We start from the raw sequence: 13825 nt of genomic DNA on the forward strand, positions 1-13825 counted from the left end.
AGCGTGTACGTGGGCATGTCGTTCCCCTTTTCGGCGATCGTCGGTCAGGACGAGATGAAGCTGGCGCTGCTGATCGCTGCGGTGGATCCGCGGATCGGCGGTGTCATGGTGTTCGGCGATCGCGGTACGGGCAAGTCCACTGCGGTGCGATCGCTTGCGGCATTGCTGCCACATGTGCCGGCGGAGCAGGCGGGATATCAGGATGGCAGCCCCTGCAAGGGATCGGTGCCCGTGCCATTCGTCGATCTGCCGTTGGGCGCCACCGAGGATCGCGTCGTCGGCGCGCTGGATCTGGAGCGCGCATTGGGCGCCGGCATCAAGGCGTTCGAGCCAGGCTTGCTGGCGCGCGCCAATGGCGGGTTCCTCTATGTCGACGAGGTCAATCTCCTCGAGGATCATATCGTCGATCTGCTGCTTGATGTTGCCGCATCGGGCGAGAATGTAGTCGAGCGCGACGGGCTGAGCGTCCGGCATCCGGCGCGCTTCGTGCTGATCGGGAGCGGTAATCCCGAGGAAGGTGAATTGCGCCCCCAATTGCTCGACCGCTTCGGCCTATCGGTCGAGGTGCGGACGCCACAGGATCTGGGGCAGCGCGTCGAAATCCTGAAAAGGTGCGACATGTTCGAGCGCGAGCCCGTCGCCTTTGCTGCGAAGTGGCATCGTGCCGAGCGCAAGACGGTGAAGCGGATTGCGGCGGGACGGGCGGTGGTCGCAAGCGTTACGCTGTCCGACGCGATTCTGGCCCTCGCATCGCGGCTGTGCCTGAACGTCGCCGCGGACGGGCTGCGCGGCGAGCTTACGCTCATGCGGTCGGCGCGCGCGCTGGCCGCGTTGGAGGGCGTGTGCGAGGTCGACGCCGGGCATATCGCCCGCGTTGCGCCGTTGGCGCTGCGCCATCGGCTGCGGCGCGATGTCCTCGACGAGACCGGCTCGACCGCACGGATCGAACGCGCGCTGGAGGAACTGGCGGCGTGATCGCTTCGAGCGATGCGACGCCCAATGCTCTGGCGGATGCAATCTTGGCGGCGCGTTTGTGCGCCATCGATCCGCGCCTCTGCGGTCTGGTCCTGCGCGGCGATCCTGATGCACGGAATGCGGTGATCGCGGCTCTCCAGGCCGGTCTGCCGGCAGACGTGGCGGTCCGGAGGGTGCCGCTTCATGTCGACGACGAGCGGCTGCTTGGCGGGATCGACCTGACGGAGACCCTGGCACGCGGTGAGGCGGTTTCGCGGATCGGTCTGTTGGCGGAGGCGGACGGGGGCATGCTCGTCCTGCCGATGGCCGACCGCCTGTCCGACGCGACTGCTGCGCGGATCGCAGCGGTAATCGACACGGGTGAGGTCGTAATCGAACGCGACGGCATAGCGTTGCGGGCCGGCACTCGATTTGTGACGGTGGTGCTCGACGACGGGATCGAGCCGGAGGAGGGCCCTCCAGCCGCGCTGGTCGAGCGCATGGCGTTCTGGATCGATCTCGAAGGCGTGCGGTCTCCTGGACTTGGGCAGGACCCTGGTTACCCCGTGCTGGCACCGGAGGATGACCGGATGCTTGAGCAGGTCGGGTGTGAAGCGGCGGAGACACCCGAGCTCCTTGAAGTCGTCGTCCGCACTGCGGCCGTGCTAGGGATCGATTCGATCCGCCCGGTTCTGTTTGCACTACGCGCTGCGCGTGCCTCGGCGAAGCTTGCGAGGCGCTGCGCGATCGCCGATGCGGATCTGACGCTTGCCGCGCGCCTTGTCCTCGCGCCGCGAGCGACGCGAATGCCGGCGCCGGCGGATGAAACGCCATCCGAGCCTCCGCCTCCATCCCAGCGCGACGACGGCGAGGAGGACAGCGCCGTCACCGCCCCGATCGAGGACATAGTCCTTGCCGCTGCGCTCGCGGCGCTGCCCAAAAACGTGCTCGCGCGGATCGCGGCCGGTCGCAGCCGACGGGGTCGCAACATCAACGCCCGCGGGGGCGGGGAGCGGCGCAAATCGTCTGTGCGCGGGCGTCCGATGGGCGCGCGCGCGGGGGTCCCGGGAGGCGGGCAGCGGCTGGCGCTGATCGATACGCTCCGCGCCGCGGCCCCGTGGCAGACGGTCCGCAAGTGCGGGCCAGGGCGCGTGGCGATCCGTCGCGACGACCTGCGCGTACGCCGGTTCGAAACGCGTGCCGAGGCGGTGACAATCTTCGCCGTCGATGCCTCGGGTTCATCGGCGCTGGCGCGGCTTGCTGAAGCCAAGGGGGCGGTCGAGCTGCTGCTGGCCGAGGCGTATGTGAAGCGTGCGCAGGTGGCGCTCGTCGCCTTCCGCGGCAGCACAGCCGAGATAGTGCTGCCGCCGACACGATCGTTGGCGCGCGCTCGCCGCTCTCTGGCGGACTTGCCCGGAGGGGGCGGCACGCCGCTGGCGGCGGGATTGAACGCGGCCCGCGATCTTGCCGAGGCGGCGCGCGCGCGCGGACGGACGCCGTTCGTCGTCATCCTTACCGACGGGCGCGCCAATATCGCCGCCGACGGCAGTGCGGTGCGCAACCGGGCGCAAACCGACGCCACTTCCGCCGCAAAAGCGGTCGGCGCAGCGGGTATCCCTGCCGCGTTCATCGATATTTCAGCGCGGTCGCGGCCTGAAGGTGCCGCGCTCGCCGCCGCGATGGGGGCACGATACCTGCCCCTGCCGCGCGCGGACGCGACGGCGGTGCACGCCGCGATCAGCCAAGCCCGAAAAGCATGAGCGGAGGGCCCCGCTGGGAGGTCGAGGGACGCGCCTGGCCGAACCGGGCGCACAGCCGCTTCGTGGATGCCGGCAATTTGCGATGGCACGTCCAGGCAATGGGGCCGGAAAACGCGCCCGTCGCGCTGCTGTTGCACGGTACTGGGGCCGCGACCCATAGCTGGCGCGGGCTCGCGCCGTTGTTGGCGAGTGGATTGCGGGTAATCGCGCTCGATCTCCCGGGACACGGCTTTACCAGCGGGCGGCCACCTAGCGGGCTTTCCATGGCGGCGATGGCACGCGCGGTCAGCGCGTTGCTGAAGGCGTTTCGCGTGGATCCCGCCGTCATCGTTGGCCACTCGGCGGGGGCCGCGATCGCGATCCGCATGGCGCTCGATGGGTACGCGACGCCGCGCGCGATCGTCGGCCTGGACGCGGCCCTGATGCCGTTTCCAGGTCTCGCGGCAACTTTGTTCCCGACGCTGGCGCGCTTGCTGTTCGTCAATCCGTTCGCGCCGCATATCTTCGCGCGGATTGCGCGCACAAACGGCGAGACCGCGCGCTTCCTCGCACGCAGCACCGGATCGCGGATCGATCCCGCCGGTGTCGGCTATTACGAAACGCTGCTCGGCAATTCGGCCCACTGCGCAGGCGCGTTGGCGATGATGGCGGACTGGGACCTGCCGGCGCTGAAGCGCGACCTTCCTCGTCTGAACACGCCGCTGCTGCTCATCCATGGCGATGCTGATGCGGCGATCCCGCTGTCGAACGCGAGAGAGGCGGTGACCCTGATCGACGGCGCGCGGCTAGTGGCGCTGCCCGGTCTTGGCCATCTTGCGCACGAGGAGAAGCCGGACGAGATTGCGGCCATCATCGATATGTTCGTGGGGGGGATTATCCGGTGAGTGGGGGCACTTTCAGCCTGTTCGACATGGCGATTGCCGGCGTTCCGGTCGTGGCCTTCTGTATCTGGCAACTCGTGTCGGTGAGCCGTGAGATCGCGAGGGACAAAGCCGCCAAGCCGCCGGCTCCATCACCAGATAGCGCGTGGCATCCGGTAGGGGAGCATCGACTGGACGATCAGTGAGCGGAAGCGCCCGAGCGACAGACTTTCGTGGACGGCGCGAACGTCCTCGCCGAACAGCCGGGTGGCCAGCGCCGACCGCGCATAGAAAGGCGCATCGATCCAGGTCTTGATGACGCGCGGAGTTGAGCCAGCATCGGCGCGTGTCGTCCGCTTTATCAGCCAGCCGGTGCGCGGCAGCGCTGCCCGGGCTGGCTGGATGACGTCATGCCAGCGGCCCTGCCCATCGAAGCGCAACGCCAGATCGAACGGCGCGCCGTCCCTGCGCCTTCCGTCATAGAGGATGGCGACGTCGTTCTCCAGATGCGCCCGCGACCAATGCCACTCGTCGAAGCCTTCCTCCAGCGGTTCGTCGCCGAAGTTCGAATCGAAATATCCGGCGCCCGACCAGCTAATGCCGGGATGGGTCATCTCGACTTCGACATGCGCCCGTGGCGCCACGGGGTGCCAGCGGTGCCGCCCGGCGGGGTCGAGCCGGAAGGCGGTTGTGCCGATCATTTCCGGACGGACCCGCACCGTACCGCGGACCTTGTAGGGCAGCGGAGCGGAAATCTCGGCGATGTCGATCACCAGCCTATCACCATCCCAGCGGACCGCGCTGGGGCCGACGGAGAAATGGTCGCGCCCGCGAGCCACGCGATGCGCGGGGCGCTCCGTCATCGCCCAGGCCGCTCCCCGTGGGCCGCTCAGCGCGACGTTGATCGCACAGTGATTGTCGGGGTGCCACCGGCCGCTGAGCTTGTAATATGGCGAGAAGACGCTGCCGACGAAGGCGATGATCGTCAGGCCGTAGGCACCACACTCGCTTGTCGCGTCAATATACCACCAGGCATAGCCGTTCGGCGGGACGGCGACATCGAAGCGCGGTCCTGCAGCAAGCATTCGACGGCTTGCTGGCCGGAAAGCGCCGCCATCGGGACGCCCGCGCCCGGATGGGTGCTCCCGCCCGCGCAATAGAGCCCAGGGATCCGTGTCCGGCTGCCCTGCCGGCGGAAGGAGGCCGCCCACCCGTGCGAGGCCGGTCCATAAAGGGCTCCACCCGTCGACGGATACAGCCCCTCGAAGTCGGCCGGCGTGGTCAGTACCATCGAAGGCGCCAGATCGAGCGAAAGTCCCGCTCGCGAAACGCGATCCAGCATCCGCCGCGTGCATGTCTCGATCTCCGCTTGAGTGAAGCCTGTGGCGTCGCCGACCGGCGGCGCGTTGACGATGATCTGGAGGCGCTCGCCGTCGGCGGGGATGGGCGCCGATGCCTCGCGATCCTGTGCGCAAAGATAGACGCTGGGGTCGTCGGCGAGCCGACCGCAGCCGAGCGCGGAGAACTCCGCGGCGTAATCGTTGGAGAAGAACACGTTGTGGCGCAGCAGCGGGAAGCCCCCGGTTGTGGCGCGGCCCGTCCAGACCATTGCGCCCAGTGAGCGGCGGCGCGCGGGAGTCGGGGCGATGGCTGACTTGGCTGCCTGTCCGAAAAGGCCCGCGCCGATTGCGGCGGGATCGGCGTTGCAGACCACCGATCGGGCAGCGATGCGCTCGCCGCTCGTCAATGTGACGCCGACCGTCCGGCCGCCTTCCGTCCGGATTTCGCGGACAGCGGCTTCGTAACGAAAGCGGGCTCCGTTGCACCGCGCCAGTTCCGCCAGCGCGAGTGCCAGCCGGTGCATGCCGCCATCGATCAGCCACACGCCGCTCGCCTCGACATGCGCGATCAGCATCAGCGTCGCGGGGCACTTGAATGGGGAAGAGCCGCAATAGGTAGCGTAGCGCGCAAATAGCTGGCGGAGACGCGGGTCGTGGAAATACCCGCCGAGTGCGCGCCACAGGGAGGTGTACGGGCGCAAGGTGCAGTAATCGATGAAGCCACGCGCGCCCATCCGCCAGCCCAGCGTCAGCGGGTCCGTGTTCGTATTGCGCAGGAAGGGCCGCTCGAGCGCGTCGAAGATGCGTTTGGCTTCGGCGCGGAAGGCGCGGTACCCGCGCGCGTCGGAGGCGCCAGAGAAATGGCCGATCGCGTCCTCGCTCGCCGCCGGATCGGCAAAGAGATCGAGTTTGGCATCGCCCCAGGCATGACGCGCGAGCGTCGTTGCCGGTCGCATCGTGACGTGATCGTCGAGCGAAGATCCGCAAGCAGCAAAGATGTCTCCGAACGTGTCGCGCATCGTGAAAACGGTGGGGCCAGCATCGATGGCGACGCCGTCGACGGTGATCGTGCGAAGCTTGCCGCCCGGGCCGGCGGCCGCATCGACGACCGTGACGTCGCAGCCGCGTGCGGCGAGCAGGGCAGCGCTGACCAGACCGCCTATTCCCGCCCCGATCACGACCACGCGTTCGTCCGGCATCCACCCGCCCTCCGATTGACGGCTTAACATCCGTCCATAAAAGTAGACAGATGAATCCGTCCAAACTATCGAATTTTTGGGGGTGGTGGCTCGCCCGGCGCAATCTCATGCTCGGATCTCCGGCCTTCCAGCGCGTTGCGACACGCTGCTTCCTTACCCGACCGATCGCGCGCCGCCGTGCGCGGGCGCTGTTCGATCTGGTCGCCGGCTTCACCTATTCGCAGATCCTGACTGCCTGTGTCCGAATCGGATTGCTGGACTTGCTCGCGCGCGGACCGCTGGGCCTTGCGACGATCGCGCAGCGCATCGATCTTCCCCTTGAGGGGGCCGAGCGCCTTCTGCGGGGGGCGGCGGCGCTGGGGCTGGTGGAACGGTGCGGTGCGAACTGGATACTGGGTAGCCAGGGCGCGGCGCTGCGCGGCAATCGGGGGATCGCCGAAATGATCGCGCACCATCATCTGCTCTATGCCGATCTGGCCGATCCCGTGGCGCTGCTGCGGCGCGGCGGGGGCGGCGGGCGGCTCTCGGGACTGTGGCCTTATGCCGAGTCGGCAGGGCGAGGCGGAGGCGAGGCGGTCGCAGCTTATTCGGCGCTCATGGCGGCGTCGGTGCCGATGATCGCGGACCAGGCGATCGACGCTTATCCCTTCCGCCGTCACCGCGCGCTGCTGGACGTGGGCGGCGGCGAGGGCGCGTTCCTCGCGGCGGTGGGTGCACGGGTGCCCGACCTCCGGCTCGCGCTGTTCGATCTGCCGGCGGTCAGCGAACGCGCCTTCGCCCGATTCGAGGCCGCCGGACTTACCCCACGTACCCGGATCTTCGGCGGCGACTTCCTCGTGGATCCGCTGCCGCAGGGATACGACATCCTCTCGTTGATCCGCGTGCTGCACGATCATGACGACGCGCCCGCACTGGCGCTGCTGCGGGCCGCCTATGACGCGCTGCCGCCGGGAGGGACCCTCTTCATCGCCGAGCCAATGGCGCAGACGTCGGGCGCCGAACCCGCGGGGGACGCCTATTTCGGTTTCTACCTGCTCGCTATGGGATCGGGTCGGCCCCGCAGCGCCAGTGAGATCCGGGCGATGATCAAGGCGGCGGGCTTCTCCCGATCGCGCGTCGTCCAGACAGCGATGCCTCTCACCGCAAGTGTCGTCATCGCAACACGCTAACCACTGTCCAATCGGATTGACAATAGGACGTGTCGAGATAAAACGACAGTTACAGCCGAATTCGTTTCGAACCGGCGGAGGGGATATCAAACGTATGGACGCGCTCGCGGTCATACTGGAAGCGCCGGAACGGCTCGCTCTGCGCCCGCTCGCGCTGCACCCAATCGGTGCAGACGATGTCTGCGTAGAGGTCGACTGGAGCGGGATTTCCTCAGGCACCGAGAAGCTGCTGTGGACCGGGCGGATGCCGACCTTTCCCGGCATGGGCTATCCGCTCGTCCCCGGTTACGAGTCGGTCGGCCGTATCGTCGACGCGGGCGCGACAGCGCGCGGCCGGATCGGCGAATGGGTCTTCGTGCCGGGCGCGAATTGCTACGTCGAAGCGCGCGGATTGTTCGGCGGCTCGGCGCGGTCGGTCGTGCTGCCCGCGGCGCGGGCGACTCCCATCCGGGAGTCGCTGGGACGCGACGGCATCCTGATCGCGCTTGCTGCCACGGCGCATCATGCGATCATGATCGGTGGCGTACCGGACCTGATAATCGGCCACGGTATCCTCGGCTGCCTGATCGCGCGCATCGCGGTCGCCTGCGGCGGTGATGCGCCGATCGTGTGGGAGATCAATCCCGATCGTCGCGACGGTTATGGCTATCACGTAATTGATCCTGCCGACGACGATCGCCGCGACTATCGCGCGATCTGCGACGCAAGCGGCGCGGCGGATGTTCTCGATCTCGCATTTGGGCGGCTGGCCAAGGGGGGCGAACTGATCCTGGCGGGATTCTACGATCGCGTGTCGTTCGCCTTTCCGCCCGCCTTCATGCGCGAGGCCCGGTTGCGCATCGCCGCCGAATTCACGCCCGCCGACATCACTGCTGTGCTCGGCCTGCTCGACACCGGCCTGCTCGAACTGGACGGCCTGATCAGCCACGCCCGCCCCGCCATGGAAGCGGCTGACGCCTATCCGCAGGCTTTCACCGATCCCGCCTGCCGCAAGATGGTCCTCGACTGGAGACAGCTATGAGCATGTTCGATCCGGGGCCATCGCGCGACGAGGCCCGTGAGGATCCCGAACCGGTCCATACCGGGCCGATCACCAAGGAAACGCAGATCATCGCGATCTATGGCAAGGGAGGCAGCGGCAAATCGTTCGCGCTCGCTAATCTCAGCTACATGATGGCGCAGCAGGGTAAGCGCGTTCTGCTGATCGGGTGCGATCCCAAGAGCGATACGACCAGTCTGTTGTTCGGCGGCAAATCGACCCCGACGATCATCGAGACAAGCGCCAGGAAGAAACTCGCCGGCGAGGAGATCGGCATTGAGGATGTCTGCTTCCAGCGGGACGGCGTGTTTGCGATGGAATTGGGCGGGCCCGAGGTCGGGCGCGGCTGCGGCGGACGCGGCATCATCCACGGCTTCGAGACGCTCGAGAAACTCGGCTTCCACGAATGGGGCTTCGATTACGTCCTGCTCGATTTCCTGGGCGACGTGGTGTGCGGCGGCTTCGGCCTGCCGATCGCGCGCGACATGTGCCAGAAGGTAATCGTCGTCGCCTCGAACGATTTGCAATCGCTCTACGTCGCCAACAACGTGTGCAAGGCCGTCGAATATTTCCGCAAGATGGGCGGCAATGTCGGCGTCGCGGGAATGATCCTCAACAAGGATGACGGGACGGGCGAGGCAAACGCCTTTGCCGAAGCGGTCGGCATTCCGGTGCTGACCGCGATCCCGGCGAACGAGGATATCCGCAAGAAGAGCGCCAACTACCAGATTGTCGGCAAGCCGGGCGGGCAGTGGGCGAGCCTGTTCGAGGCGCTCGCGCAGAATGTGGCGAGCGCGCCGCCACTGCGGCCAACGCCGCTGGATCAGGATGGGCTACTGGGGCTGTTCTCAGCAGATGTGACGGGGGCGGATTTCGCGCTGAAGCCTGCGAGCCAGGCGGATATGCGCGGCGTGGCGTATCTGCCCAAGCCGAGCCTCGAGGTCGTGTACGATGTCGTCTGAGAGCGGCCTCCTTTCTGCTCCCCGCCCTGGAAGGGGGGGGCTGGGGGTGGGGCGACCCGCTGTCGAAGCCGATCGCCCGCCCCATAGCGACCCACCCCCGATGCGTCCCCTTCAGGGAGGGGAGGCGAGAAGCCGCGACCGGATCGATCTTTCCCCGCAGAACGGTGGCTGTTCGAGTGGCGCGACGCTCCGCGAGAGCGCCGAACTGGCCGGCAAGTCCGATCTCCTCGCGCGCTACGACGCCGATTATCCCAAAGGCCCGCACGACCAGCCGCAATCGATGTGCCCGGCGTTCGGCAGTCTCCGCGTTGGCCTGCGCATGCGCCGCACCGCGACCGTGCTGTCGGGCTCGGCCTGCTGCGTCTATGGACTGACTTTCACGTCACATTTCTACGGGGCCAAGCGCAGCGTCGGTTACGTGCCGTTCTCGTCCGAGACGCTCGTCACGGGGAAATTGTTCGAGGACATCCGCGAGGCGGTTCGCCAGCTAGCCGATCCGGCGCGGTACGATACGATCATCGTCACCAATCTGTGCGTGCCGACCGCGTCGGGCGTGCCGCTGCAACTATTGCCCGACCAGATTAACGGCGTGCGCGTGATCGGGATCGACGTGCCCGGCTTTGGAGTGCCGACGCATGCCGAGGCCAAGGATGTGCTGGCCGGTGCGATGCTGAGCTATGCGCGCAAGGAGGCCGAGACCGGCCCCGTCGCTGCGCCGAAGCAGCGGCCCGACCGGCCGACGGTCACGCTGCTGGGCGAGATGTTCCCGGCCGACCCGCCGGGGATCGGTCTGCTGCTGGAGCCGCTGGGGCTCGCGGCCGGTCCGGTCGTGCCGACGCGCGAGTGGCGCGAGCTCTACGCCGCGCTCGATTGTGCCGCAGTCGCGGCGATCCATCCGTTCTACACGGCCAGCATCCGCGAGTTCGAGGCGGCGGGGCGAACGGGGGTGGGTTCTGCGCCGGTCGGCGCGGAGGGGACGGCGGCGTGGCTCGACGCGATCGGCGCGGCATGCGGTATCGCTCAAGACAAGGTCGATGCGGCCAAGAACCGCTTCGTGCCCGCGATCCGCGGCGCGCTCGCCGCCAAACCCATATCCGGGCGGATCACGGTCTCGGGCTATGAGGGATCCGAACTGCTCGTCGCGCGGCTACTGATCGAGAGCGGCGCGGACGTGCCCTATGTCGGCACCGCCTGCCCGCGCACGACCTGGTCCGATCCCGATCGCGGCTGGCTAGAGGCGCACGGAGTGCGCGTCCAGTATCGCGCCAGCCTGGAACAGGACATTGCGGCGGTCGAGGAATTCGGGCCCGATCTGGCGATCGGCACGACGCCGGTGGTGCAACACGCCAAGCAGAAGGCGATCCCGGCGCTGTACTTCACCAACCTCATCTCGGCGCGGCCGCTGATGGGACCGGCCGGCGCGGGGAGCCTGGCGTTGGTGATCAACGCCGCGCTCGCCAACCAGGCGCGGTTCGACCGGATGACCAGCTTCTTCGATGGGGTGGGGGTGGGGCCCTCGGCCGGGGTGTGGGAACGCACGCCGGTCGAACGTCCCGGGTTCAAGGCGAAATATGCCGCCAAGCGCAGCGCCGCCGCGAAGACGGAAGAGAGCGTCGGGTTATGACGCTGATCCTCGATCATGATCGCGCGGGCGGCTATTGGGGCGCCGTTTACGCGTTCACCGCGATCAAGGGTCTGCAGGTCATCATCGATGGCCCGGTCGGGTGCGAGAACCTCCCCGTCACCTCGGTGCTGCACTATACGGACGCGCTGCCGCCGCACGAACTGCCGATCGTCGTTACCGGGCTCGGCGAGCAGGAACTGGGCCGCGACGGTACCGAAGGCGCGATGAAGCGCGCGTGGAAGACGCTCGATCCCGATCTGCCAGCCGTGGTCGTCACCGGATCGATCGCTGAGATGATCGGTGGCGGGGTGACGCCCGAGGGCACCAACATCCAGCGCTTCCTGCCGCGCACGATCGACGAGGACCAGTGGCAGGCGGGCGACCGCGCGCTGACTTGGCTGTGGACGCAGTTCGGGCCGAAGAAGGTGCCCGCGCTCCGCCGGCAGAAGGATGGAGAGAAGCCGAAGGTCAACATCATCGGGCCGATGTACGGTACGTTCAACATGCCGAGCGATCTGACCGAGATCCGGCGGCTGATCGAGGGCATCGGCGCCGAGGTCGGCATGGTCTTCCCGCTGGGCAGCCACATTGCCGACGTGAAGAAGCTGGCCGACGCGCAGGTCAGTGTCTGCCTGTATCGCGAATTCGGGCGTGGGCTGTGCGAGGTACTGGAGCGGCCCTACCTCCAGGCGCCGATCGGTCTTGAGTCGACCACTTTGTTCCTGCGCAAGCTGGGCGAACTGACCGGCCTCGATCCCGAGCCATTCATCGCGCGCGAGAAGCACACGACGATCAAGCCGCTGTGGGATCTGTGGCGGTCGGTCACGCAGGATTTCTTCGGCACCGCGAGCTTCGGCATCGTCGCAACCGATACCTATGCGCGTGGCATCCGCAAATTCCTCGAAGACGATATGGGGCTGCCCTGCCATTTCGCGGTGTCGCGCTGCGCGGGGACAAAATCCGACAATCAGACGATCAGGGACATGATCGCCGGCAACCCGCCGCTCATCCTCTTCGGCAGCTTCAACGAGCGGATGTACATGGCGGAAGCCGGCGGGCGGGGCGTGTATATTCCGGCGAGCTTCCCCGGCGCGGCGATCCGCCGCCACACCGGCACGCCGTTCATGGGTTATTCGGGGGCCACCTATCTCGTCCAGGAAGTGTGCAACGCGCTGTTCGACGCGCTTTTCCACATCCTGCCGCTGGCCGGCCAGCTCGACCAGGCGCAGGCGACGCCGGCGCGGATCGAGCGCGAGCTGGCGTGGGACGCCGCCGCCAAGACCGAATTCGATGCCGTCGTCGAGCGAGCACCGGTGCTGGTCCGCATCTCGATGGCCAAGCGCATCCGCGACGCCGCCGAACGCGCGGCGCGGCGGGCTGGCGAATCCTCCGTCACGCGCCAGCGCGTCGCGCTCGCGATCTCCGAAAGCCGTGGGCGATGACCGCGGAACCTCTCCCACGTCGATCCGGCAGGGTTGTCTGGGACCAACCAATCTCCCCGGGCGTCGCGCCCGGGCGGATGCCGCCGGGGAGCGCTTTTCACGCTCCTGCCCTCAATGGGATTGATGGAGACGTAGAATGAACGATCCGAACGAAAGGATAGGGCTGGGTACGTACCTGACCCCCGAGGAAGCCAAGGAGTTCCACAGGATCTTCGTGACGAGCTTCCTGATCTTCACGGCGGTGGCGATCGTCGCCCACATCCTGGTCTGGAACTGGCGGCCCTGGCTCTGAGCCGGCGGGAAACACGCCTCAACTTCAGCTGAAAGAGAGAAGGAACCACGACATGTGGAGAATCTGGCTGATATTCGACCCGCGCCGTGCGCTGGTCGCCTTGTTCATCTTCCTGTTCGTGCTGGCACTGCTGATCCACTTCATCCTGCTCAGCACGGACCGGTTCAACTGGCTGGACGGGCCGCACAAGGCGGCGGTGGTCGCTGCTCCGGCCACACCGGTCGGACCCTGATCCGATGGCGCCGTCGCGCTGATGCGCGGCGGCGTAGGGACACGATCGGTACGGCGTCGGACGTCCCTTGATCCGGCCACCAGACACGATCCCCGGCACCCGCCGGGGAACGGAGGCATGACATGGCGCTGCTGAGCTTCGAGCGAAAATACCGGGTGCGAGGGGGCACGCTGATTGGCGGAGACCTGTTCGATTTCTGGGTCGGCCCCTTCTACGTCGGGTTCTTCGGCGTCGTCACCGCGATCACCGCGTCGCTAGGCACCGCGCTGATCTTCTACGCCGCCTCGCTGGGGCCGACGTGGAACCCGTGGCTCATCAGCATCGCGCCGCCCGATCTGCGCTACGGTCTCGGCCTGGCGCCGCTGCGAGAGGGCGGGCTGTGGCAGATCATCACGATCTGCGCGATCGGGGCGTTCGTTTCGTGGGCGCTGCGCGAGGTCGAGATCTGCCGCAAGCTGGGCATCGGCTATCATGTGCCGTTCGCCTACGGCTTCGCCATCTTCGCTTATGTCTCGCTGGAGGTGATCCGCCCCTGGCTGCTCGGCGCCTGGGGGTTCGCCTTCCCCTACGGTATCTTCAGCCATCTCGATTGGGTGTCCAACACCGGCTACCAATATCTCCATTTCCATTACAACCCCGCACACATGCTGGCGGTGAGCTTCTTCTTCGTCACCGGCGGGGCGCTCGCTTTCCACGGCGCGCTCGTACTGTCGGCGGTCAATCCGGCGCCGGGCGAGCCGGTCAAGTCGCCCGAATATGAGGACGCGTTCTTCCGCGACACGATCGGCTATTCGATCGGGACGCTCGGCATCCACCGGCTGGGCCTGTTCCTCGCGCTGTCGGCGGGATTCTGGAGCGCGATCTGCATCATCATCTCGGGGCCGCTGTGGACGCGCGGCTGGCCCGAATGGTGGACGTGGTGGCTCAACCTGCCGATCTGGTCCTGAGGGGG

13 protein-coding genes are annotated in these 13825 nt (G+C 67.3%); 11 read left to right on the forward strand and 2 right to left on the reverse strand.

Annotated elements, in window-relative coordinates:
* Positions 1 to 15: 15 nt before the first annotated feature.
* From Q4F19_RS17645 to bchO, 3 genes are read left to right on the forward strand one after another with little or no spacing between them, the layout of a single operon-like run.
* Complete coding sequence (locus Q4F19_RS17645) at positions 16 to 975, forward strand: ATP-binding protein (protein WP_431312426.1); 960 nt, start codon at positions 16 to 18, stop codon at positions 973 to 975.
* Positions 972 to 2714, forward strand: coding sequence for a magnesium chelatase subunit D (locus tag Q4F19_RS17650; protein ID WP_303545385.1), 1743 nt, complete (start codon positions 972 to 974; stop codon positions 2712 to 2714). Before Q4F19_RS17645 ends, Q4F19_RS17650 begins: the two co-directional genes overlap by 4 nt.
* Complete coding sequence (bchO, locus tag Q4F19_RS17655; RefSeq protein WP_303545387.1) at positions 2711 to 3598, forward strand: alpha/beta fold hydrolase BchO; 888 nt, start codon at positions 2711 to 2713, stop codon at positions 3596 to 3598. The genes Q4F19_RS17650 and bchO overlap by 4 nt, the downstream gene beginning before the upstream one ends.
* Before the next feature lie 128 nt (positions 3599 to 3726).
* On the opposite strand, the gene Q4F19_RS17660 is transcribed toward bchO, so the two are convergent.
* Together Q4F19_RS17660 and crtD are read right to left on the reverse strand one after the other, a co-directional pair.
* Positions 3727 to 4659: a hydratase gene (locus tag Q4F19_RS17660; RefSeq protein ID WP_341850200.1), complete on the reverse strand. Its 933-nt coding sequence runs from the start codon at positions 4657 to 4659 to the stop codon at positions 3727 to 3729.
* Positions 4560 to 6113, reverse strand: coding sequence for a 1-hydroxycarotenoid 3,4-desaturase CrtD (gene crtD / locus Q4F19_RS17665; RefSeq protein WP_303545389.1), 1554 nt, complete (start codon positions 6111 to 6113; stop codon positions 4560 to 4562). The genes Q4F19_RS17660 and crtD overlap by 100 nt, the downstream gene beginning before the upstream one ends.
* 107 nt (positions 6114 to 6220) lie before the next feature.
* On the opposite strand from crtD, the gene Q4F19_RS17670 reads away from it, so the two are divergent.
* The 8 genes from Q4F19_RS17670 to pufL all read left to right on the forward strand — a co-directional run bounded on the left by Q4F19_RS17670 (position 6221) and on the right by pufL (position 13820).
* On the forward strand, positions 6221 to 7282 hold the full coding sequence (locus Q4F19_RS17670; protein ID WP_303545391.1) for a methyltransferase: 1062 nt from the start codon (positions 6221 to 6223) through the stop codon (positions 7280 to 7282).
* A gap of 94 nt (positions 7283 to 7376) precedes the next feature.
* Positions 7377 to 8303: a chlorophyll synthesis pathway protein BchC gene (bchC, locus tag Q4F19_RS17675; protein WP_303545394.1), complete on the forward strand. Its 927-nt coding sequence runs from the start codon at positions 7377 to 7379 to the stop codon at positions 8301 to 8303.
* Complete coding sequence (locus Q4F19_RS17680; RefSeq protein WP_303545398.1) at positions 8300 to 9283, forward strand: chlorophyllide a reductase iron protein subunit X; 984 nt, start codon at positions 8300 to 8302, stop codon at positions 9281 to 9283. The genes bchC and Q4F19_RS17680 overlap by 4 nt, the downstream gene beginning before the upstream one ends.
* 100 nt (positions 9284 to 9383) lie before the next feature.
* Positions 9384 to 10907 carry a chlorophyllide a reductase subunit Y gene (gene bchY / locus Q4F19_RS17685; protein ID WP_303545400.1) on the forward strand — a complete coding sequence of 508 codons (1524 nt, stop codon included), beginning with the start codon at positions 9384 to 9386 and terminating at the stop codon, positions 10905 to 10907.
* Entirely contained in the window at positions 10904 to 12349 is a 1446-nt protein-coding gene (gene bchZ, locus Q4F19_RS17690) for a chlorophyllide a reductase subunit Z (protein ID WP_303545403.1), read from the forward strand. Before bchY ends, bchZ begins: the two co-directional genes overlap by 4 nt.
* A 136-nt stretch (positions 12350 to 12485) precedes the next feature.
* Positions 12486 to 12641 carry a light-harvesting antenna LH1, beta subunit gene (pufB, locus tag Q4F19_RS17695; RefSeq protein WP_303545405.1) on the forward strand — a complete coding sequence of 52 codons (156 nt, stop codon included), beginning with the start codon at positions 12486 to 12488 and terminating at the stop codon, positions 12639 to 12641.
* A 52-nt stretch (positions 12642 to 12693) separates the two neighbouring features.
* Positions 12694 to 12873: a light-harvesting antenna LH1, alpha subunit gene (gene pufA / locus Q4F19_RS17700; RefSeq protein ID WP_303545406.1), complete on the forward strand. Its 180-nt coding sequence runs from the start codon at positions 12694 to 12696 to the stop codon at positions 12871 to 12873.
* 122 nt (positions 12874 to 12995) lie between these two features.
* Positions 12996 to 13820 carry a photosynthetic reaction center subunit L gene (gene pufL, locus Q4F19_RS17705; protein ID WP_303545408.1) on the forward strand — a complete coding sequence of 275 codons (825 nt, stop codon included), beginning with the start codon at positions 12996 to 12998 and terminating at the stop codon, positions 13818 to 13820.
* Positions 13821 to 13825 lie beyond the last annotated feature (5 nt).

Origin of the sequence: Sphingomonas natans (assembly GCF_030546695.1) — a bacterium.
Taxonomy (GTDB): domain Bacteria; phylum Pseudomonadota; class Alphaproteobacteria; order Sphingomonadales; family Sphingomonadaceae; genus Sphingomonas_I; species Sphingomonas_I natans.

Coding starts and splice junctions, on each gene's coding strand:
- crtD (WP_303545389.1), bottom strand. CDS start 6,113: ATGCCGGACGAACGCGTGGTCGTGATCGGGGCGGGAATAGGCGGTCTG.
- Q4F19_RS17645 (WP_431312426.1), top strand. CDS start 16: ATGTCGTTCCCCTTTTCGGCGATCGTCGGTCAGGACGAGATGAAGCTG.
- bchO (WP_303545387.1), top strand. CDS start 2,711: ATGAGCGGAGGGCCCCGCTGGGAGGTCGAGGGACGCGCCTGGCCGAAC.
- pufB (WP_303545405.1), top strand. CDS start 12,486: ATGAACGATCCGAACGAAAGGATAGGGCTGGGTACGTACCTGACCCCC.
- Q4F19_RS17680 (WP_303545398.1), top strand. CDS start 8,300: ATGAGCATGTTCGATCCGGGGCCATCGCGCGACGAGGCCCGTGAGGAT.
- pufL (WP_303545408.1), top strand. CDS start 12,996: ATGGCGCTGCTGAGCTTCGAGCGAAAATACCGGGTGCGAGGGGGCACG.
- pufA (WP_303545406.1), top strand. CDS start 12,694: ATGTGGAGAATCTGGCTGATATTCGACCCGCGCCGTGCGCTGGTCGCC.
- bchZ (WP_303545403.1), top strand. CDS start 10,904: ATGACGCTGATCCTCGATCATGATCGCGCGGGCGGCTATTGGGGCGCC.
- Q4F19_RS17660 (WP_341850200.1), bottom strand. CDS start 4,659: ATGCTTGCTGCAGGACCGCGCTTCGATGTCGCCGTCCCGCCGAACGGC.
- bchY (WP_303545400.1), top strand. CDS start 9,384: ATGCGTCCCCTTCAGGGAGGGGAGGCGAGAAGCCGCGACCGGATCGAT.
- Q4F19_RS17670 (WP_303545391.1), top strand. CDS start 6,221: ATGCTCGGATCTCCGGCCTTCCAGCGCGTTGCGACACGCTGCTTCCTT.
- bchC (WP_303545394.1), top strand. CDS start 7,377: ATGGACGCGCTCGCGGTCATACTGGAAGCGCCGGAACGGCTCGCTCTG.